General features: G+C 73.3%; 17 protein-coding genes and 1 pseudogene. 8 read left to right on the top strand and 10 right to left on the bottom strand.

Annotated features, from left to right (window positions below; all coding sequences use genetic code 11):
* Nucleotides 1-24 precede the first annotated feature (24 nt).
* A complete protein-coding gene (gene trpC, locus C1I95_RS37430; protein ID WP_199523608.1) occupies nt 25-822 on the bottom strand; it encodes an indole-3-glycerol phosphate synthase TrpC in 798 nt (265 codons plus the stop codon).
* 443 nt (nt 823-1265) lie between these two features.
* On the opposite strand from trpC, the gene C1I95_RS04855 reads away from it, so the two are divergent.
* Nucleotides 1266-1517 (top strand): hypothetical protein, encoded by a 252-nt coding sequence (locus tag C1I95_RS04855; RefSeq protein WP_111212558.1) that lies wholly within the window; start codon nt 1266-1268, stop codon nt 1515-1517.
* Nucleotides 1518-1639: 122 nt separating this feature from the next.
* Here C1I95_RS04855 and C1I95_RS04850 read toward each other — a convergent pair whose 3' ends face one another.
* The 4 genes and pseudogenes from C1I95_RS04850 to C1I95_RS36150 all read right to left on the bottom strand — a co-directional run.
* Nucleotides 1640-2200: a Trp biosynthesis-associated membrane protein gene (locus C1I95_RS04850; protein WP_111212552.1), complete on the bottom strand. Its 561-nt coding sequence runs from the start codon at nt 2198-2200 to the stop codon at nt 1640-1642.
* Between the two features lie 175 nt (nt 2201-2375).
* Nucleotides 2376-3929, bottom strand: coding sequence for an anthranilate synthase component I (locus C1I95_RS04845; RefSeq protein ID WP_111212551.1), 1554 nt, complete (start codon nt 3927-3929; stop codon nt 2376-2378).
* Nucleotides 3926-4357, bottom strand: coding sequence for a phosphoribosyl-AMP cyclohydrolase (gene hisI, locus C1I95_RS36155; protein ID WP_111212557.1), 432 nt, complete (start codon nt 4355-4357; stop codon nt 3926-3928). Before hisI ends, C1I95_RS04845 begins: the two co-directional genes overlap by 4 nt.
* A gap of 186 nt (nt 4358-4543) precedes the next feature.
* Nucleotides 4544-4861 (bottom strand): annotated as a pseudogene (locus C1I95_RS36150) (phosphoribosyl-AMP cyclohydrolase); the annotation flags it as partial.
* 594 nt (nt 4862-5455) lie between these two features.
* Here C1I95_RS36150 and C1I95_RS04835 point away from each other — a divergent pair.
* The 3 genes from C1I95_RS04835 to C1I95_RS04825 all read left to right on the top strand — a co-directional run bounded on the left by C1I95_RS04835 (nt 5456) and on the right by C1I95_RS04825 (nt 7609).
* Nucleotides 5456-6193: an ABC transporter ATP-binding protein gene (locus C1I95_RS04835; protein WP_111212550.1), complete on the top strand. Its 738-nt coding sequence runs from the start codon at nt 5456-5458 to the stop codon at nt 6191-6193.
* Nucleotides 6190-6945, top strand: a complete 756-nt coding sequence (locus C1I95_RS04830; RefSeq protein ID WP_111212549.1) for an ABC transporter permease — start codon at nt 6190-6192, stop codon at nt 6943-6945. Before C1I95_RS04835 ends, C1I95_RS04830 begins: the two co-directional genes overlap by 4 nt.
* A 67-nt stretch (nt 6946-7012) precedes the next feature.
* A complete protein-coding gene (locus C1I95_RS04825; RefSeq protein ID WP_111212548.1) occupies nt 7013-7609 on the top strand; it encodes a TetR/AcrR family transcriptional regulator in 597 nt (198 codons plus the stop codon).
* A gap of 13 nt (nt 7610-7622) precedes the next feature.
* Here the strand turns inward: C1I95_RS04825 and C1I95_RS04820 are convergent, their stop codons facing one another.
* The 3 genes from C1I95_RS04820 to C1I95_RS04810 form a co-directional block, all read right to left on the bottom strand.
* Entirely contained in the window at nt 7623-8363 is a 741-nt protein-coding gene (locus tag C1I95_RS04820; protein WP_111212547.1) for a DUF2470 domain-containing protein, read from the bottom strand.
* Between the two features lie 64 nt (nt 8364-8427).
* Complete coding sequence (locus C1I95_RS04815; RefSeq protein ID WP_111212546.1) at nt 8428-10212, bottom strand: ABC transporter ATP-binding protein; 1785 nt, start codon at nt 10210-10212, stop codon at nt 8428-8430.
* Nucleotides 10209-12077, bottom strand: a complete 1869-nt coding sequence (locus C1I95_RS04810) for an ABC transporter ATP-binding protein (protein WP_111212545.1) — start codon at nt 12075-12077, stop codon at nt 10209-10211. Before C1I95_RS04810 ends, C1I95_RS04815 begins: the two co-directional genes overlap by 4 nt.
* Nucleotides 12078-12191: 114 nt before the next feature.
* Between C1I95_RS04810 and C1I95_RS04805 the strand changes: the two genes are divergently transcribed.
* The 3 genes from C1I95_RS04805 (at nt 12192) to C1I95_RS04795 (ending at nt 15846) form a co-directional block, all read left to right on the top strand.
* A complete protein-coding gene (locus C1I95_RS04805) occupies nt 12192-12821 on the top strand; it encodes a TIGR03085 family metal-binding protein (RefSeq protein WP_111212544.1) in 630 nt (209 codons plus the stop codon).
* Nucleotides 12822-12943: 122 nt separating this feature from the next.
* Nucleotides 12944-13882 carry a terpene synthase family protein gene (locus C1I95_RS04800; RefSeq protein ID WP_111212543.1) on the top strand — a complete coding sequence of 313 codons (939 nt, stop codon included), beginning with the start codon at nt 12944-12946 and terminating at the stop codon, nt 13880-13882.
* A gap of 140 nt (nt 13883-14022) precedes the next feature.
* A complete protein-coding gene (locus tag C1I95_RS04795; RefSeq protein WP_111212542.1) occupies nt 14023-15846 on the top strand; it encodes an AMP-dependent synthetase/ligase in 1824 nt (607 codons plus the stop codon).
* An 80-nt stretch (nt 15847-15926) separates the two neighbouring features.
* Here C1I95_RS04795 and C1I95_RS04785 read toward each other — a convergent pair whose 3' ends face one another.
* Nucleotides 15927-17237, bottom strand: a complete 1311-nt coding sequence (locus C1I95_RS04785; protein WP_233513365.1) for a low temperature requirement protein A — start codon at nt 17235-17237, stop codon at nt 15927-15929.
* 69 nt (nt 17238-17306) lie between these two features.
* On the bottom strand, nt 17307-18764 hold the full coding sequence (gene yczR / locus C1I95_RS04780) for a MocR-like transcription factor YczR (RefSeq protein WP_111212541.1): 1458 nt from the start codon (nt 18762-18764) through the stop codon (nt 17307-17309).
* 58 nt (nt 18765-18822) lie between these two features.
* Here yczR and yczE point away from each other — a divergent pair, with 58 nt between their 5' ends.
* The gene (gene yczE, locus C1I95_RS04775) at nt 18823-19533 is read left to right on the top strand and encodes a membrane protein YczE (RefSeq protein WP_233513364.1); all 711 of its coding nucleotides are present in this window, start codon (nt 18823-18825) and stop codon (nt 19531-19533) included.
* Nucleotides 19534-19647: the final 114 nt, after the last annotated feature.

The following is a 19647-nucleotide window of genomic DNA, read 5'->3' as shown; positions in this document are numbered from 1 at the left end:
ACACTTCTGCGATCGTCGGCAGCGTCAGATGTGTAGAAGAGACAGGTGGTTGCCGGCGTTGACCAACTCGGCCACTGCCTCCCGGGGGCTCTTCTGGGTGACCAGGCCCTCGCCGACGAGCACCGCGTCGGCGCCGGCCGAGGCGTACCGGATGAGGTCGTGCGGGCCACGCACGCCGGACTCAGCGATCTTGACGATGCTGCTCGGCAGACCGGGCGCGATCCGCTCGAACACGGACCGGTCGACCTCCAGGGTACGCAGGTCACGGGCGTTGACCCCGATCACCTGCGCGCCGGCCTCCAGGGCCCGGTCGGCCTCCTCCTCGTCGTGCACCTCGACCAGCGCGGTCATGCCCAGCGACTCGATCCGCTCCAGCAGGCCGACCAGCGCGTTCTGCTCCAGCGCGGCGACGATCAGCAGCACCAGGTCGGCGCCGTGGGCGCGGGCCTCGTGCACCTGGTAGCTGGAGACCACGAAGTCCTTGCGCAGCACCGGGATGTTCACCGCGGCCCGTACGGCGGCGAGGTCGTCCAGCGAACCGCCGAACCAGCGCCCCTCGGTGAGCACGCTGATCGCGCGGGCGCCACCGGCGGCGTAGTCGCCGGCCAGGTCCGCCGGATCGGCGATCTCGGCCAGCTTCCCCTTGGACGGCGAGGAGCGCTTCACCTCGGCGATGACGGCGACGCCGGGCCGGCGCAGCGCCGCGTACGCGTCCAGCGGCGGTGGAGCGGCGGCGGCCAGTTCGCGGATCCGCTCCAGCGGAACCTGCTCCTGCCGCCGGGCCACGTCCTCCCGGACGCCGGCCAGGATCTCGTCGAGCACGCTGACGGGCGCCGACGGGCCGGCCTCGTCCCCTTCCGCGTGCGCATGCTCAGCAGTCACCAACGGACTCCCCTCTCCGGGTGTCATGGGCCGATGCTAGGGGGCCCTACCTGGCACCGACCGCCGGGGGTATGGCGCTCCTCACGAAATGGGCTGCGGCATAATGGCCGACTTGCGCGAACGCGTTGTGACTCTGCGTCACTGCGCCATCGACGGTCGCTCATATAGATGATTATCCGGAGGCGACCGGTCGATCGCGACTCGACCGGCGTCGATGCTGTGAGCAAGCTCAAGGACGAAGGTCCCTTTGCCTGCTCAGGGGGCCTGCCGGAGAGTTGATGGCGCGGTCATCACCACGAAACGTGAGCCGGGCAGCATCTTCCTCGGGCAGACTCGATGGCGCGCCTGCCCGACCACCACGACGATCTCTCCCCGGGGTGATCATGAATTCCTCCGCGTCGCACCAAACCATCGGCCTCACCACCATCTCCCGCACCGTCGCGTCGCTCGCCGTCGGGGTCGTCCAGACGCTGGAGCGCGCCGTGGTCGGGCCGGCCCGGATGCGGACCGCGCAGGGCAACGCCTGGGAGGCCATCTGCGCCGACCGCGCCCGGGCCGACCAGCGGGTCGCGCTGGAACGACTCGTGGCGGAACTCGCCGCTGCGGGCGCCCGCGACCGCCAGCCGGTCAACTGACCGTCACACCCCGCCCGCACCCGCCACCGCCCCATGATCGCGCTCGATCTGTGATCGAGTGGTCTCGGGGCGGTTGCCAGGCCACTCGATCCCGGATCGAACCCGATCCGGCGCAGGCGGCCTCAGCGCACCGTCGGGTCCTCGCCCCGGTCCAACGCGTCCCACGCATCCACCGTGCCGGCCCCCTGGATCGGGCCGGCCGTCTCGACCGGCTGCCGTGACCGGCGCTCGTATCGGGCGCTCATCGCCGGCCAACGCTTCCCGCGCACCGCGGTGAACAGCCCACCGGCCGCTGCGATCAGGCCACCGACCAGCGTGAGCGCCGGCCACTGCCGGCTCACCTGGTCACCGATCTCCGCCACCAGCCCGTAGCCCCCGCCGGCGGCGAGAGCCAGGCCCAGCAGCGCCAGCAGCCCACCGAGCACCCGACGAAGCCAGCCACCGGTGGCCAGCACCGCACCGCCGCCGGCCAGCCCCACCAGGGCGAGCGCCGGCAGCCACGGCAGCAGTCGCGCGCCGGTCCGCCCCTCGTCGAGGGTCGACGCCGCGGCGGCGTCGACCACCCAGGTGCGGGTCGCCGCCCACAGCGCCAGGCCCGCGCCGGCCAGGCAGAGCAGCACGGCGTACGCCAACTCGCGCCGACCGGCCGCCGGCCGCGGCTCGGTGCCCGACCCCTCGCTCACCGGGTCCGCCTTCCGCTCGCGACCGCGGCACTCCGCAGCCCTGCGTTCCTCGCGCTCACCGAGCCCGCCCTCCGACCGGCGACCGCGGTACCCCGCCGCGCTGCGTTCCTCGCGGTCACCGAACCCGCCGTCCGACGGGCGACCGCGGGACTCCGCAGTGCTGCGCTGCTCGCGTTCATCGGGCTGGCCGGAGGGTCTCGGCGGCGGCGATCGCGGCGAGCACCGCGGCGGCCTTGTTCCGGGTTTCCTGGTCCTCCGCGGCCGGGTCGGAGTCGGCCACCACCCCGGCACCGGCCTGCACGTAGGCCCGGCCGGCGCGGATCAGCGCGGTCCGGATCGCGATGGCCATGTCCAGGTCGCCGCCGAAGCCGAAGTAGCCGACCGTGCCGCCGTAGAGGCCCCGGCGGACCGGCTCCAACTCCTCGATGATCTCCATGGCGCGGACCTTCGGCGCCCCGGAGAGGGTGCCCGCCGGGAACGTCGCGGCGAGCGCGTCGAAGGCGGTGCGGTCGGCGCGCAGCGTGCCGACCACCGTCGAGACGATGTGCATCACGTGGCTGTACCGCTCGATGGTGGCGAACTCCGGCACCTCGACGGTGCCCGGCCGGCAGACCCGGCCCAGGTCGTTGCGGCCCAGGTCGACCAGCATCACGTGCTCGGCGCGCTCCTTGGGGTCGGCGAGCAGTTCGGCGGCGAGCCGGGCGTCGGCCTCCGGCGTCGCGCCGCGCGGGCGGGTGCCGGCGATCGGGTGCAGCAGCGCCCGCCGCTCGCCGTCGACCTCGCCGGTCACCTTCAGGTGCGCCTCCGGCGACGAGCCGACGATGTCGAAGTCGTCGAAGCGCAGCAGGTACATGTACGGGCTGGGGTTGGTGGTCCGCAGCACCCGGTAGACGTCCAACGGGTCGGCGTCGGTGTCGCGTTCGAACCGCTGGGCGAGCACGATCTGGAAGCACTCGCCGGCGCGGATCGCCTCCTTCGCCGCCTCGACCGCCTTCGGGTAGCCGCCGTCGGGGGTACGGCTGCGTACCTCACCGGCCGGTGGGCGGCGGACCGTGGCGACCATCGGCGGGATGGGCCGCGACAGCGCCGTGGTCATCGCGTCCAGCCGGCCCACCGCGTGGTGGTACGCGGCGGTGACCATCGCGTCCCGGCCCGGCTCGTCCAGCGGCGGCAGGATCGCGTTGGCGACCAGGATCGCCGACCCGTCGAAGTGGTCCAGCACCACCAGGTCGGTGGCGAGCATCATGCCCAGCTCGGGCAGGTGCAGGTCGTCCTCGGTGAGCGCGGGCAGCCGCTCGAAGCGGCGGATCAGGTCGTAGCCGAGGTAGCCGACCATGCCCCCGGTCAGCGGTGGCATTCCGCCGTCCGGGTCGGCGGGTGGGCCGGCCAGCGCCGTCACCGTCTCGCGCAACACCTGGACCGGGTCGCCGGTGGTCGGCAGTCCGGCCGGCGGGGTGCCGAGCCAGGCCGCCGCGCCGTCCCGCTCGACCAGCGTGGCGCTGCTGCGCACCCCGACGAAGGAGTACCGGGCCCAGGCCAGGCCCGAGGAGCCGACGCCCTGCTCGGCGGACTCCAGCAGGAAGGTGCCGGGGCCACCGGCGAGCTTGCGGTAGACCCCGACCGGGGTCTCCGCGTCGGCGAGCAGCCGCCGGGTGACCGGCACCACCCGCCAGCGTGCGGCCAGTTCGGTGAAGGTGGCCGCGTCCGGGCTGACCCTGCCGTCGGTCATGACGAGACCTCGTCGGAGGTGAGGGGAAGTTCGGTGAAGAAGCAGGTGCGCTGCCCGGTGTGGCAGGCGGCGCCGACCTGGTCGACGCTGACCAGCACGGCGTCACCGTCGCAGTCGAGCGCCACCGAGCGCACGTACTGGTGGTGGCCGGAGGTGGCCCCCTTGACCCAGTACTCGCGGCGGCTGCGGGACCAGTAGGTGGCCCGGCCGGTGGTCAGGGTGCGGTGCAGGGCCTCGTCGTCCATCCAGGCCACCATCAGCACCTCGCCGCTGTCGTGCTGGCGGACCACGGCGGCGACCAGGCCGTCGGGGGTACGCCGCAGCCGGGCGGCGATCGCCGGGTCGAGCTGCGACGGCCGGTCCGGGCCGCCGGGCGGCTCCGGCTGGTCGAGGTGGGCGCCGGTCACCGGCGCGTCAGGTACGGGCACAGTGACCCATTGTCCCGTACGCGGCGCGGGTACCTCAGCGGACTCCCGGCTGGCGGACGGCAGCCCGCCGGCGGGCCGGCCCAACTGGGCCACGTAGCGGTCCAGGCGCCCGTCGAGCAGGGCGTCGGCGAGATCCGAACCGGCGGCGTCGGCCACCTCGGCGATGTACGGGCGGATCAGCGGGAGGGTGCCGGACACCAGGCGGGCCGCCGCCGCCCACAGCTCGCCGGTCGACCCGGGCCGCAGCCCGAGGCAGCGCAGCATGTCCTCCCGGTAGCCGACCGGCGCCACCGGCAGGTCGAGCGCGGCGGCGAACGCCGAGCGGCGGGACACCACCCGGACCGAGGCGTTCGCCGGCCGCAGCACCGACGGGCAGAGCCGGGCCAGGTCGGCGGCGGCCAGCCGGGCGCCGAGCGGGTCGTCGGCGTCCCGGGCGGCGGCCACCTTGCCGAGGGTGGCGATCAGTTCCTCCAGCCGCGGCTCGTCCGCCGGTTGGCAGAGCACCGGCAGGTCGATCTGGTTCCGCCAGCGTGGATCCGCCCAGAGCAGGCGGGCCGGGGCGGTCACCGGCAGGCCGAACGCCCAGTCGGCCGGCTCACCCAGCCGGCTCACCCAGGACCGTACGTCCCGAGCGGCGACCGAGACGTGGGTCAGCCGGCCGGAGTGCTCCGCGAAGTACGCCCGACGGGCCGCGTACGGGGCACCACCGACCAGCACGTCGACGTCGACGTCGCTGTGTGCGGTCGCGGCCCGGCGGGCGTGGCTACCGCGCAGCAGGATGCCCACCACGGGCCGATCGGCGGTCGCCCGCAGCCGTGCTGCCCAGTCGTCGAAAAACCCACTGTCCGGTGACGGAGCGTGATCCACTAAGCCATCCTGCCGCAGGTCCGATCGGGGTGCAATGACCGATGACGGACCCGGTGTCCGGTCTGAAGCGCGACGCCCGTGCTATGGGGATGTCACCCCGGAGCCCGTTTCGTCCGGCCGCACCGCTCCGTCGCAGCCTCTGCTCCACCGCCGCCTGCTCCGCCCTTGCTTCCCCGCCGGTATTTCATCTACCGTTGATTTCAACACTCGATGAGTTTTTGGAGGTACGCGATGGGCGACGCGATCGCCGTCCGGGGCCTGGTGGTGAACCGGGGCGGACGGCGAGTGCTGGACGGGATCGACGCCGCAGTGCCGCGCGGCTCGGTCACCGGGCTGCTCGGGCCGAGCGGCAGTGGCAAGACCACGCTGATGCGCGCGGTCGTCGGGGTGCAGGTGATCGCCGCCGGCACGGTGACCGTGCTGGGCCAGCCGGCCGGAGCGGCGCAACTGCGCCACCGGATCGGCTACCTGACCCAGGCGCCGAGCGTCTACGCCGACCTCACGGTCCGGGAGAACGCCCACTACTTCGCCGCCCTGCACGGCCGCGGCCGGGCCGAGGCCGATCGGGCGGTGGCCGACGTCGGGCTGGCGGACGCGGCCCACCAGTTGGTGGGCACCCTCTCCGGCGGGCAACGCAGCCGGGCGTCGCTGGCCTGTGCCCTGGTCGGCGAGCCGGAACTGGTCGTGCTCGACGAGCCCACGGTCGGCCAGGATCCGGTGCTGCGGGCCGATCTCTGGGCCCGGTTCCACGAGCTGGCCGCGGCCGGGACCACCCTGCTGGTGTCGAGCCACGTGATGGACGAGGCGGCCCGCTGCGACCGGCTGCTGCTCATCCGCGAGGGGCGGCTGGTCGCCGACGACACTCCGGACGCGATCCGGGCCGCTGCTGGGGTGGACGACCTCGACGAGGCGTTCCTGAGACTGATCAGAGCGGGCGAATCCGGCCCTGCCGGGCGGGAGGCGTCATGAACCCACGGATCCTGTCCGCCACCGTCGGCCGCATCCTGCGCCAGCTGCGCCACGACCGGCGGACCGTGGCCCTGCTGGTGGTCGTGCCCACGGTGCTGCTCACCCTGGTCTACTACATGTACAACGACCAGCCCACGCCGCCCGGCCAGCCGTCCGCCTTCGACCAGATCGCGCTGGTGATGCTCGGCTTCTTCCCGTTCATCATCATGTTCCTGGTGACCAGCATCGCCATGCTCCGCGAGCGGACCACCGGCACGCTGGAACGGCTGCTCACCACCCCGCTGGCCAAGGCCGACCTGCTCTTCGGCTACGGCATCGCCTTCGGGCTGGCGGGCGCGGTGCAGGCCGGCGTCGCCTCGGCCGTGGCGTACTGGGTGTTCGGCCTGAACACGGCCGGCAGCAGCGGGCTGGTGATCATGATCGCCGTGCTGAACGCGGTCCTCGCGGTCGCGCTCGGGCTGCTCTGCAGCGCCTTCGCCCGCACCGAGTTCCAGGCCGTACAGTTCATGCCGGTCGTGGTCGCCCCACAACTGCTGCTCTGCGGGCTCTTCGTGCCGCGTGACCAGATGGCCGGCTGGTTGCAGGCGATCAGCGACGTGCTGCCGCTGTCGTACGCGGTCGAGGCCCTACAGGAGGTCGGCGCGCACACCGAGCCGACCGCGACGATGTGGCGCGACGTGGTCGTCGTGGCGGGCGCGGCGGTGCTGGCGCTGCTGCTCGCCGCGGCCACCCTGCGACGGCGCAGCAGTTGACGGGTCGTCCGTGCCCCGGTGCGTACCGGGGGCACGGACGTCCCACGGGAACGAGCGAGGGAGGGCGATGGCGCGGCGGACCGGACGACGCCCCGGCAACCCGGCAACCCGGGACGCGATCCTCGACGCGGCCCGCGCCGCCTTCGCCCAGCGGGGCTTCGACGGCACCACCATCCGGGCCATCGCCGCCGACGCGGGCGTGGACCCGGCGCTGGTGCACCACTACTTCGGCAACAAGGACCAGCTCTTCCTGGCCGCCATGCAGGCGCCGGTCGACCCTCGGGAGATGCTGCCGAAGGTGCTCGCCGGTGACCGCGACGGTGTCGGCGAGCGGCTGGTGCGGATGTTCGTCTCGGTGTGGGACTCACCGGCCGGCACCGCCGGGGTGGCGCTGCTGCGTTCCGCCGTCAGCAACGAGTGGACCGCCCGGCTGCTGCGCGAGTTCCTGACCACCCAGGTGCTGCGCCGGGTCCTCGACCACCTGGAGATCGACCCGGCGGAAGTGCCGCTGCGCGGGTCACTGGTGGCCAGCCAGCTGATCGGGCTGGCTCTGATGCGGCACGTCGTCCGCCTGGAACCGGTCGCCTCGGCCGCCCCGGAGACGCTTGTCGCCATGGTCGGCCCGACCATCCAGCGCTATCTCACCGGCGAACTGCCGGGCTGAGCCGACGCCCCGCTCAGTTGCTGGTCCGGGGATAGAGCAGCGAATACAGCAGCCGGGCCAGCTCGTCGTGACCGGCCAGCGGCCGGCCGAACGGGAGCCGGGCCCGCTGCCGGGCGCCGGGCCGCCCGAACGAGACGACCATGCCGTACCGGTCGAGCCGCTCCACCCGGGGCGCCTCCTCGGCCGGACCGGCGGCGAGGCCGAGTCGCTGGCGCAGGTAGCCGGCCATCCGGTCGGCGTGGTGGTCGGCGAGATCGGCGAGCAGTACCGCCTCGACCGGGTGCAGCGGATCGGGTTCCGCCTCGGCGTACGCCTCCGGGTCGACCCGGCGGAGGACGCCGGCGCGGTCCCAGCGGGCCTCGGCGACCTCGAACCGGAACAGCCGGAACCGGGTGCCGACGTCGAGCAGATCGCCGGTGGGCTCCACTGCGGCGAAGTCCAGCGCCGCAGCGCGGGCCTCGTCGCCGTCCAACTGCCGCACCCAACCGGAGACCAGCGCCCGGCCGAGCGAGGGCGCTCCGGCGGCGGGTGGCAGGTCGAGCACGTCGAGCACCACGGCGAGGGGTCGGTCGTCGCCGGCGGCACGCAGCGCGGCGGCGAGGTCGCTGACCACGGGCACCAGCAGCAGCACCCGCCCGTCCGGGTCGGTGACGTGGCGGACCTGGTGCAGGCCGGGCCAGCAGGCCAGGTGGACCAGGCCGGTAAGCCGGCCGGCGACGAGGGTCCGGACGATCTCCGCAGGGCTGGGCCGCATGACACCACCTCCATTGAGGTTAGCCTTACCTAACTCGAAGAGTAGGGCATGGGCCCAACCGCGTCTACCGGGTCTGCTCCAACCACGACGCGTAGAGCAGGCCGTAGACCGAATCCGGGTCGCGGATCAGCTCGTCGTGCGGGCCACGCTGCACGATCCGGCCCCGGTCGACCACGATCACCTCGTCCGCGCCCTGCGCGGTGGAGAGCCGGTGCGCGATGGCGAGGGTGGTCCGACCTCGGGTGACCGCGTCCAGGGTCCGCTGTAGTCGCACCTCGGTCGCCGGGTCCACCGCGCTGGTCGCCTCGTCGAGCACCAGCAGGTCCGGATCGGCCACGTACGCCCGGGCCAGCGCGACCAGTTGCCGCTCCCCCACGCTCAGCGCCTCGCCGCGCTCCCCCACCCCGGTGGCCAGCCCGGCCGGCAGCCCGTCCAACCAGTCGGCCAGCCCCAGCTCGGTGAAGGCGGCGGTGAGCTGCTCGTCGGTCAGCTCCGGACGGCCGAACCGGACGTTGTCGGCGACCGTGGCGTCGAAGAGGAAACCGTCCTGCGGGACCATCACCACACGCGAGCGCAGCGAGTCGAAGCGGACGTCGGTCAACGGCACCCCAGACAACAGCACCGCGCCCGCGGTCGGGTCCATCAGCCGGGTGAGCAGCTTGGCGAAGGTGGTCTTGCCGCTGCCGGTCTCCCCGACCACCGCCACCCGGCTCTTCGCCGGGATCTCCAGGCTGATGTCGTGCAGCACAGCCGAGCCGCCCGGGTAGGCGAAGCGCACCCCGGCGAAGCGGATGTCCAACGGGCCGGCCGGCAGCTCCCGCCCCCGCTGGCCCGGGTCGGCCACGTCCGGGGCCACGTCCAGCACGTCCAGCACACGACGCCAGCCGGCGATCGCGTTCTGCGCCTCGTTGAGCACCTCGGTGGCGATCTGCACCGGCTGGATGAAGAGCGTGACCAGGAACAGGAACGCGGTGACCTCACCGATGCTCAGCGTCCGGTCGGCGCCGAGGAACACCCCGAGCACCACCACCCCGGCCAGCGCCAACCCGGCGGCCAGCTCGCCGACGGAACTGCCCACGATGCTGATCCGGATCGCCTTCTGCTGAGCCCGCCGCTGGCCGTCGATCGCCTCGTCCAGCCGCCGGGCGGTCCGCCCGGCGATGCCGTACGCCCGGATCACCGGCGCGCCGACCACGCTCTCCCCGACCGCCGCCAGCAACGCGCCGGTGCGCTGCCGGACCACCCCGTACGCGGCGGCGAGCCGGCGCTGGAGCAGCCGGATCACGAAGACCGCCGGCACGAAGGCGACGAAGACCACCAGGGTCAGCTGCCAGGAGTACGCCAGCATCACCGCGGTGGTGACCGCCAGCTGCCCGAGGTTGACCAGCAGGATCACGCCGCCCCACTGGAGGAACTGGGTGATCTGGTCGACGTCGCTGGTAACCCGGGAGACCAGCGAGCCACGCCGCTCGGACTGCTGGTGCAGCATGGACAGGTCGTGCACGTGCCGGAACGCCCGCACCCGTACGCCGGCCAACGCCGTCTCGCTGACCGTGAACAGCCGACGCATCATCAGGTAGCCGCAGACGGTGGTCACCACCAGCACGGCGGCGGTGACCGCCACCACCGTGAACAGCACGCCGAAGTCGAGCCCACCCACGATGCCCCGGTCGATGCCCTGCTGCACCGCCACCGGTACGGCCACCCGGCCCACCATGTAGACCAGCGCCAGGCCGAGCGTGCCGGCCAACCCGACCCGCAGCTCCGGGGAGAGCGCCAGCCCGCGGCGCAGCGTACGCCAGGTCGACTCGACCCGCCCCGCCTCGTCCTTAGCAACATCCGCGCTCACCGGTCAACCTCCAGGCCGGAGGTCAGCGGGGTGACCTCGTCGTACGTACGCTGCCGGTCGTGGTCGACCTCGGCCTGCTCGTAGGCGGTGACCAGGTCGGCGTAACCGGGCACGGTGGCCAGCAGGGTCGGGTGGGTACCCCGGGCCACCACCCGGCCCCGCTCCAGGTAGATCACCTCGTCGGCGAGCGCGATGGTGGCCCGGCGGTACGCCACCACCAGGATCGACGCGCCCGGCCCGCCGTTCCCGGACGAACGCAGCCCGGCCAGGATGGCGGCCTCCACCCGGGGGTCGACCGCGCTGGTCGCGTCGTCGAGCACCAGCAGGCGGGGGCGTCCGGCCAGCGCCCGGGCCAGGGTGAGCCGCTGCCGCTGCCCGCCGGAGAGCGAGGTGCCCCGCTCGCCGACCATGGTGTCCAGCCCGTCGGGCAGGGCGGCGACGAACCCGTCGGCCTCGGCCAGCCGCAACGCGGCCCACACCGCCTCGTCGCCGATGCCGGGCCGGTCCAGCGAGACGTTGGCCCGGACGGTGTCGTCGAAGACGAACGGCACCTGCGCCACCAGCGCGGCGGTGGCCGCCAGCGAGTCCGCGGCCAGCTCGCGTACGTCCACCCCGTCGATGCCGACCGTGCCGGAGCGCGGATCGACCAGCCGGACCGCCAGCGCCGCGACGGTGGACTTGCCGGACCCGGTCGGCCCGACCAGGGCGACGGTCTTCCCGGCCGGGACGGTGAAGCCGACCTCGCCGAGCACCTCGGCACCGGGCAGGTGCGCCTCGGCCGGCTCGTAGGCGAAGTTGATGTCGGCGAAGGTGAGCGTGGCCGGCGCGGCCGACGCCGGGTCCAGCCGGGTGTCGCCGTACGGCATCTCACCGGTGGCGTCGAGCACCCGGCGAACCCGGTCCCAGCCGGCGACGCTGCGCGGCAGTTCGGCCAGCACCCAGCCGATGGCCCGCACCGGGAAGGCCAGCACGGTGAACAGGAAGGCGACGCTGACCAGCTCGGCGACCGAGATGGCGCCCTGCCGCAGTCGGAACGCGCCGACCACCAGCACGGCGAGGGTGCCGAGGCCGGGCAGGGTCTCCAGCATCGGGTCGAAGACGCCCCGCAGCCGGCCGACGGAGATCAGCGCGTCCCGCAGCTGGCCGGCGCGGTCCGCGAACCGGGCGGTCTCCTGCGCCTCCCGGCCCATCGTCTTGACCACCAGCGCACCGTCGAAGCTCTCGTGCGCGATGCCGCTGACCTCCGCCCGCAGCCGCTGGGCGCGGGCCTGGCGCGGGGCCATCCGGCGGGAGTAGGCCACGTTCAGCGCGAACAGCCCTGGGAAGACCGCCAACCCGACCAGCGCGAGCGCCCAGTCGGTGACGAACAGTGCCGCCACCGCACCGACCAGCATCACCAGCGTGCCGACCGCGAAGGGCAGCGGGGCGATCGGATGCCAGGCGGCCTCCACGTCCGAGTTCGCGTTCGACAGCAGGGTGCCGGTGGCGTTGCGGTGATGCCAGGACAGCGGCAGCTCCAGGTAGCGGCGGGTGACCCGGCGCCGGTAGTCGGCCTGGAGGCGGAACTGCATGTATCCCGCGCCGAGCCGCCGCCCGAAGATGCCGACCACCCGCAGCACGCTGATCGCGAACAGCGCCGTGGCCGCCAGGGTGAGTGCGCCCATCGCGACCGAGCCGGTCTCGATCGACGGAACCACCACGTCGCCGACCACCCGACCGACCACGAACGCGCTGGCGACCACCATCACGCCGAACAGCACGCTGCCGGTGACCGCGACCGCGAAGATCCTCGGTTGTTCCCGGATGGCCTGCCCGAGAACGGCCAGCCCGCGACCGAGCACATCCCGACTAGTCCCGCTCGCCACATTCTCCCCCGCCGTAAGCCACCGCAATCCTCCCTCATCCTTACCGCTACCGGCCGGTCCCGCCGAACGGCGGTGATATGTCCGACGTCACCCCGCCGGCATACGATCGCTGTCATGTCGCGGTACGCCCGAACGGAGCGCGAGGCGCTCACCGACCTGATGTCGACGCTGGGGCCGGACGCCCCGACGATCAACGAGGGCTGGACCACCCGTGATCTCGCCGCGCACCTGGTGGTCCGGGAACGGCGGCCGGACGCTGCGGCGGGCATCGCGCTCGCGCCGCTGCGCGGGTACGCCGAGCGGGTCCGGCGCGAGATCGCGGCCGGCGACTGGGCCGACCTGCTCGGCCAGGTGCGGCGGCCTCCGGTGTGGAGCCCGGTGAGCAATCCGCTGGCCGACGAGCTGGCCAACACGTTGGAGTTCTTCATCCACCACGAGGACGTACGCCGGGCCCAGGCCGGGTGGCAGCCCCGCGAGTTGCCCGCCGGGCTGGACCGGGCGCTGTGGCGGCGCAGCTCGACGCTGGCCCGGCTGGCGCTGCGCCGCTTCCCGGCCCAGCTGCTCGTCCAGGCGCCCGGTCACGGCGAGGTCGCCACCGGCCGGGGCGGCGAACCGCTGCGACTGGTGGGCGCGCCGGGCGAGCTGGCCCTGTTCCTGTCCGGACGGCAGCGGGTGGCGCGGGTGCAGTTGGACGGGGCCCCCGGGCCGGCGGAGCGGTTGCGCGGTGCCAAGCTGGGCTTCTGACCCGTTGCGCAGAACCGGTCACGGCAGAATCCGAAACGTTATCCGCCCGGCGGTCCGGCACCATCACCGCTCCCGTACGCTTGCCGCGCCGCTCTGTGGGGGGCGGCGCGACAGGGAGCGCGATGCGGAGCTTTGCGGTCTCGGCCCTGCAGGAACCCCCGTTCGCCGGTGCCCGGCACGACGACACGGAGCGGGTAGCGCGGGAGAGCACGGACTGGGCGCAGGGGCTGGGGCTGATCAGTAACAGCCAACGCCTGCGCCGGGCGGACGCGGCCGGGCTCGCCGGACGAGCCTGTCCGCAGGCCCCGCTGGCTCGTCTGCGCCTGCTGGCCGACCTGATCTCCTGGCTGTTCGTGATGGACGACGCCTGCGACGAGGACGGTCTGGGCGACGACCCGACCCGGCTCGCGCCCACCGTGGCCGCCCTGCTCGACGTGCTGGACCGCCAGGGCGCGCCGGGCGAGGTGCCGGCCGGCGTGGCCGGGCCGCTGGGTCGTGCGCTGGCCGACCTGTGCCGGCGGGTCCGCGGCCACCGCCACCCGGCGGTGCTGCTGCGCTTCACCGCCGCGATGCGCACGTACCTGCTCGCGCTCCTCTGGGAGGCGGCCAACCGCGAGCACGACCGGGTGCCTCCGGTGGACGAGTACGTGCAGATGCGCCGGCACACCGGCGGCGTGTACCCCAGCCTCACCCTGACCGACCTGGCGCTGGGCGGATTTCCGCCGGCCGCCCACCGGGCCGACCCCGGCTGGGCCGCGCTGGACCTGCTCGCCGCCGATCTGGTCTGCTGGTGCAACGACGTCTTCTCCTACGGCAAGGAGCACCGGGTCGGGCCGGACGCGCACAACCTGGTCACCGTGCTGGCCCGGGAGACCGGCGACGAGTCGGCCGCTCTGCGGGCCGCCGCCGACCGGTTCAACGACGGGCTCACCGCGTACCTGACCACCGAGAGTGACCTGCTGGCCAGCCACGGCGACGCGGTGCGGCCGGCGCTGGCGGCGCGACGGAACTGGATCCGGGCCACCTACGACTGGTCACGGGCGGCGGAGCGGTACGCCTGAGACAACCGTTCCATTTGCCGGGACGGGAGCGGCGGTTGATCGTCAGGGCTGGCCGATGCAACCGACGCAGGCAATACTCTTCGGTAACGAATACCGACGTGACGACCGTCACGCCTCCACCCCCGAAGGCGGCTACAGCGATGGCTCTCGATGTACCGTACCGTTCCATCCCTGACATGTTCCTCAAGCGCGTGGCAGCGACCCCCGACCGTCACGCTTTCGCCCACCCCGGGCCGGACGACTCGCCGGTCTGGCTGACCTGGGCGCAGGTCGCCGACCGCGCCAAGGCGGTCGCCGCCGGCCTGCACGGCCTCGGCGTCGGCTCGGAGGACCCGGTGGCGATCCTGGCGAGCACCCGGATCGAGTGGGTGATCGCCGACTTCGGCATCATGTGCGCCAGCGGCGCCACGACCACCGTCTACCCGACCACCGAGCCGGAGGACGCCACCTACATCATCACCGACTCCGGCTCCAAGGTGCTGTTCGCGGAGAACCCGGTGCAGGCGGCGAAGATCGCCGGAGCGGACCTGCCCGCGCTGACCCACGTGGTCCTCTTCGACGGCGACGCCGACCCGTCGGCGGCGGTGCCCCAGCTGACCCTCGCCGAACTGGAGGCGCAGGGCGCCCAGCGGCTCGCCGAGGACCCGGAGCTGATCGACCGCATCGTGGCCGGTATCGACCCGGAACACCTGGCCACCCTGATCTACACCTCCGGCACCACCGGCCGACCCAAGGGCGTCGAGCTGCTGCACGCCGGCTGGTGCTGGGAAGGCGTGGCGCAGGAGGACGTCGGGCTGCTGCGCGACGACGACCTGCAATACCTCTGGCTTCCGCTGTCCCACTCGTTCGGCAAGACGCTGCTCTGCGGCGCCACCCACGTCGGCCTGCCGACGTACGTCGACGGTCGGGTCGACAAGCTGGTCGAGCTGCTCTCGGTGGTCCGGCCGACGCTGATGTGCGGGGCGCCCCGGGTCTTCGAGAAGGTCTACAACAAGTCGGTGACCACCGCACGGGACGCCGGCGGCGCGAAGGCGAAGATCTTCGCCTGGGCCGTCGGCGTCGGCAAGGAGAAGGTCGCCCTGGAGCAGGCCGGCAAGCCGCTGCCCGGTGGGCTGAAGGTCAAGTACTCGGTGGCCGAGAAGCTGGTCTTCAGCAAGCTCCAGGCCCGCCTCGGCGGGCGGATCCGGGTGCTGGTGTCGGGCGCCGCCCCGCTCAGCCCGGAGATCGCCACCTTCTTCGCCGCGGCGAACCTGCCGATCTCCGAGGGCTACGGGCTGACCGAGTCCAGCGCCGGCAACTTCGTCAACCCGCCGGACGGGCTGCGCATCGGCACCGTCGGCAAGGCGATGGGCGACCTGGAGTGCCGGATCGACACCGACGGCGAGATCCTGGTCAAGGGCCGGCCGGTGATGCGGGGCTACCACAACCTGCCCGAGGAGACCGCCGCCGCGTTCACCGAGGACGGCTTCTTCCGCACCGGTGACATCGGCAGCCTCGACGACGACGGCTACCTGCGCATCACGGACCGCAAGAAGGACCTGGTCAAGACCTCCGGCGGCAAGTACATCGCGCCGTCGTACATCGAGGGCATGTTCAAGGCGACCTGCCCCTACACCTCGCAGGCGATGGTCGTCGGCCAGGCGCGCAACTACTGCACGATGCTGGTCACCCTGGACCCGGACGCCATCGTCGGCTGGGCGACGGGCACGCCGCTGGAGGGCCGCCCGTACGCCGAGATCGTCGCCTCGCCGGAGGCCGAGGCGATGGTCCAGGAGTACGTCGACCAGCTCAACAGCAAGCTCAACCGCTGGGAGACCATCAAGAAGGTCACCATCCTGCCGCGTGACCTGACCATCGAGGACGGCGAGATCACCCCGTCGTTGAAGATCAAGCGCCGCGGGGTGGAGAGCAACTTCTCCGCCGAGATCGACAAGATGTACGCGGGCAGCGTCGCCGAGATCTGACGGTACGTGCCGCGCCGCCGGCCCCGCTCCCAAATCCTGGGGGCGGGGCCGGCGCGTATCGGGCAGGGAACGCGCCGGCGTCACATGTGGCGCCCACGCCAGTCGGTCTGCTCGGCTTCGGCGGCGAGCTGCTCGGCCCACGCCACGTCCCGCACCTGCCCGCGCAGCCGCGCGTCCATCAGCGTCTGCACCACGGTCACCGTCAGCACGACCACCGTGAGCAGGCCCAGGGCGACCAGTTCCGGCACCCGGGCAGCGACCGGGACCAGCACCGCCAGCAGGGCCAAGCCGGCGACCGTCGGCCAGCGCAGCACCCGCAGCACCCGCCAACCGAGCGCCACCAGCGCCAGCAGGTAGAGCGCGACCCCGCCGTGGAGGACCAGCAGGTCGAACCCGGGCAGCACGCTCCCGGCCGACGTGGCCGGTTCGGTGGCCTCGTGGATCAGCCGTTTGAGGCCCAGGGCGAACAGGATCGGTCCGGCGATGAGCGGCAGGTGCAGGTAGGTGTAGGCGTCGCGGGCCAGCACGGCCCGGGCCCGCTGGTCCCGGGTACGATGCAGCGCCTGCTCCACGGCCAGGGCGAGGGTGTCGAAGTACGCCCACCAGAATCCGGCGACCACCGCCACGCCGAGCGTCGCCGCGACGATCACCGGCCAGGTCAGCGGCAGCTCGACCACGAAGCCGGCACCGAGCCCGAGCGCGATGATCGTCTCACCGAGTGCCACCAGCACGATCAGGGCGTGCCGCTCCGCCCAGTGCCCGGCCGACAACACCGTCCAGCCGCTGCCGCCCAGGGCCAACGCGGCACCGTACTCGACGGCGACCGCAGCGACCCACAGCCCCAGCCGCAGGCCGATCTGCTCCTGCTCGCCGGCCAGCCGCTGCGGCAGCAACGCGGCGGCGAGGATCAGCGCCCCGACCGGCAACCCACGACCGATCACGAACAGGAAGCGGCGGCGCAGCTCCCGCTCGCCCCGGGCGAGCCAACCGAAGACCGCCACCTGGACGGCGCGGACCAGGAAGTAGCAGACCGCGAAGACCAGCGGGCCGGGCAGCCCACCGGGCAGGTCGCGGAAGGCCCGCGGCATGGCCAGGGCGAACACGAACGCCGCGGCCACGGTGGCGAACGCGAGGAACGGCAGGACGCCCTGGTCGGTACGGACCACGTTGCCGAGCACGGCGAAGCCGGTCCACGCCCACCAGAGCAGGGCCAGCACGACCAGGCACTGCACCAGCCCGCGCGGGGTGGGTGTGTCGGCGGTGAGCGTGGTCACCTGGATGAAGGCGAAGACGAAGACCAGGTCGTAGAAGAGTTCCAGGCGGGTGGCGCGGGAACCAGGTGCGCCCGGTCGCAGGCCGCGCGACCACCGTAGCCCCCGGACGCTGTCCACCCCGGCAGTCTGCCCACCACCGCCCGCTGGTCGCGGTGGAAAGCCGGATCCCGGCCCGCCGGGTCACGATCAGGCGATGACGCTGGGCTCCCGCCACCGGGGCAGCCCCGCCCGGTCCAGGTCGTAGCGGACCGCGGCGATCCGCCCGACCGCCTCGACCAGGTCGGCGGCCGGCAGAGTGAACGGCAACCGCAGGAAGCGCTCCAGGGTGCCGTCCAGGCCGAACCGGGGCCCCGGCGCCAGGCGTACGCCGACCTCCTCGGCCGCCCGCGCCAGCGCGCTGGAGATCGGCCCGTCCAGCTCGGCCCAGAGGGTCACCCCGCCGCGGGGCACGGTGACCCGCCACTCCGGCAGCCGGGCGGCCAGCGCGCCGAGCAGCGCGTCGCGCTGGGCGGCCAGCTGCGCCCGCCGGGCTGTCGCGATGGCCGGCGCGGCGGCCAGCAGGTGCACGGCGACCAACTGGTCCAGCACCGGGCTGGCCATGTCGACGCCGACCCGGGCGGCGGCCAGCCGCTGCACCTGCGGCGCGGAGGCCCGGATCCAGCCGATCCGCAGCCCACCCCAGAACGGTTTGCTCATCCCGCCGATGCTGACCACCCGGGAGTGCCGGTCGAAGCTCGCGGTCGGCGGCGGCAGCACGGTGCCGTCCAGCGGCAGGTCCACGAAGGACTCGTCGATCACCAGGTCGGTGCCGACGGCATGCGCGGTGGACACCAGCCGCTCACGCAGCTCCGCCGGCATCAGGTGGCCGGTCGGGTTCTGGAAGTCGGGGATCAGGTAGCCCACCCGCGGGCGCACCTGCCGGAGAGTGCCCAGCAGCAGGTCGGCGTCCCACCCGCTCTCGTCGGCGGCCAACCCGTAGGTGGTGATCCGGGCTCGCCGGGCGGACAGCGCGGCAAGGGCGTTGGGGTAGCTCGGCGACTCGACCAGCACGCCGCCGCCGGGGGCGAGGGCCAGCCGCAGCACCAGGTCCAGGGCGTGCTGCGTGCCGTTGGTGACCATGATCTGGTCGGGCGAGGTGGGCAGACCCCGATCGGTGTATCCCTGGGCGACCGCCTCGCGCAGCTCGATCAGCCCGATCGGGTGGTACCCGGCCCCGCCTAGGTAGCGGGGCAGGTCCTCGGCCGCCGCCCGAGCGGCCGGCAACAGCTCGGGCGGGGCGGCCAGCGCCGCCACCCCGAGGTCGAGCATGTCCCGGTCGTCCAGCGGGATCCACAGCCCGTTGCTGGCCACCCGGTGGGTCCCCGGCAACATGGTCCAGCTCCCCGCGCCCCGCCGGCTGGCCAGATGCCCGCTGTCGCGCAGCTCCCGGTACGCGGCGGTGACGGTGGTCCGGCTGATCCGCAGCGCCTCGGCCAGATCGCGCTCGGCCGGCAGGCGTACGCCCAGCGGCAGCCGGCCGTCGGCGAGCAGACCGCGTACCGCGCCGGCCAGCGCCGCGTAGTCGGGGCTGCGCCGCCGACCCGGAAGGGCGTGCCACTGCCCGAGCAACCGGGCCAATTGCACTCCCCGCACCTGACTTCCCATGGCCACTCCCCCGATATTGGCTCTTTATGGGTGCCAATTGGCCCCTAGGGTGGCATGCGTGACAATGATTGGCAACCTTCGGCACCGGCCGGTCCGGCGACTCACCCAGTTGTTCGTCGGGCTCTCCCTCTACGGGATCAGCATGGCGCTGATGATCCGCTCCGGGCTCGGCCTGAACCCGTGGGACGTGTTCCACCAGGGGCTCGCCCAGTTGACCGGACTGACCATGGGGACCGTGGTGATCGCGGTCGGGGTACTGGTGCTGCTGGCCTGGATCCCGCTGCGGCAACGCCCCGGCATCGGCACCCTGGCCAACGTCGTGGTGGTCGGTCTGGCGGTCGACGCGACCCTGGCCCTGCTGCCGCCCGGTGGGCCGCTCGCCGCCAGGATCGCGCTGCTGGTCGGTGGCATCGTCGGAAACGGCGCCGCCACCGCGCTCTACCTCGGCGCCCGGCTCGGCCCCGGCCCCCGGGACGGTCTGATGACCGGCTTCGTCGCCCGCCGGCCCGGCCGGTCACTGCGCCTCGTCCGCACCCTCATCGAGATCGCGGTGCTGGCGGTGGGCGCGCTGCTCGGCGGGACGATCGGCATCGGCACGATCGCCTACGCGCTGACCATCGGACCGCTGGCACAGCTGTTCCTGCCGATCTTCGACGTGCCCGAGCCAACCCGCTCACCAGCACCGCGTCCCGAGCCGACGCCCGATCGGGGTGAGTCGACGCCGGAGCCGAGCGGGCCGACGGCGGGCAGGTCGACGGCGACCAGCTGAGCCCGACCAGCTACGGCCGCCGCCCACCCGCGCGGCCGCGCACCCTCACCGGCCCGCCGCCGGCACGGCGGAAACCACCCGGCAACCCTGCGGAGCCATCGCGTCACGACAAGT

Source organism: Micromonospora craterilacus (assembly GCF_003236315.1).
Taxonomy (GTDB): domain Bacteria; phylum Actinomycetota; class Actinomycetes; order Mycobacteriales; family Micromonosporaceae; genus Micromonospora; species Micromonospora craterilacus.
Note: the sequence above shows the minus strand (reverse complement) of the source record. Positions and strands in the feature narration are given on the sequence as shown.

Excerpts from the sequence above, each read along its gene's own strand:
- C1I95_RS04855 (WP_111212558.1), top strand. The coding sequence starts at position 1,266 with ATGAATTCCTCCGCGTCGCACCAAACCATCGGCCTCACCACCATCTCC.
- C1I95_RS04845 (WP_111212551.1), bottom strand. The coding sequence starts at position 3,929 with ATGACCGACGGCAGGGTCAGCCCGGACGCGGCCACCTTCACCGAACTG.
- C1I95_RS04835 (WP_111212550.1), top strand. The coding sequence starts at position 5,456 with ATGGGCGACGCGATCGCCGTCCGGGGCCTGGTGGTGAACCGGGGCGGA.
- C1I95_RS04830 (WP_111212549.1), top strand. The coding sequence starts at position 6,190 with ATGAACCCACGGATCCTGTCCGCCACCGTCGGCCGCATCCTGCGCCAG.
- C1I95_RS04825 (WP_111212548.1), top strand. The coding sequence starts at position 7,013 with ATGGCGCGGCGGACCGGACGACGCCCCGGCAACCCGGCAACCCGGGAC.
- C1I95_RS04820 (WP_111212547.1), bottom strand. The coding sequence starts at position 8,363 with ATGCGGCCCAGCCCTGCGGAGATCGTCCGGACCCTCGTCGCCGGCCGG.
- C1I95_RS04805 (WP_111212544.1), top strand. The coding sequence starts at position 12,192 with ATGTCGCGGTACGCCCGAACGGAGCGCGAGGCGCTCACCGACCTGATG.
- C1I95_RS04800 (WP_111212543.1), top strand. The coding sequence starts at position 12,944 with ATGCGGAGCTTTGCGGTCTCGGCCCTGCAGGAACCCCCGTTCGCCGGT.
- C1I95_RS04795 (WP_111212542.1), top strand. The coding sequence starts at position 14,023 with ATGGCTCTCGATGTACCGTACCGTTCCATCCCTGACATGTTCCTCAAG.
- yczR (WP_111212541.1), bottom strand. The coding sequence starts at position 18,764 with ATGGGAAGTCAGGTGCGGGGAGTGCAATTGGCCCGGTTGCTCGGGCAG.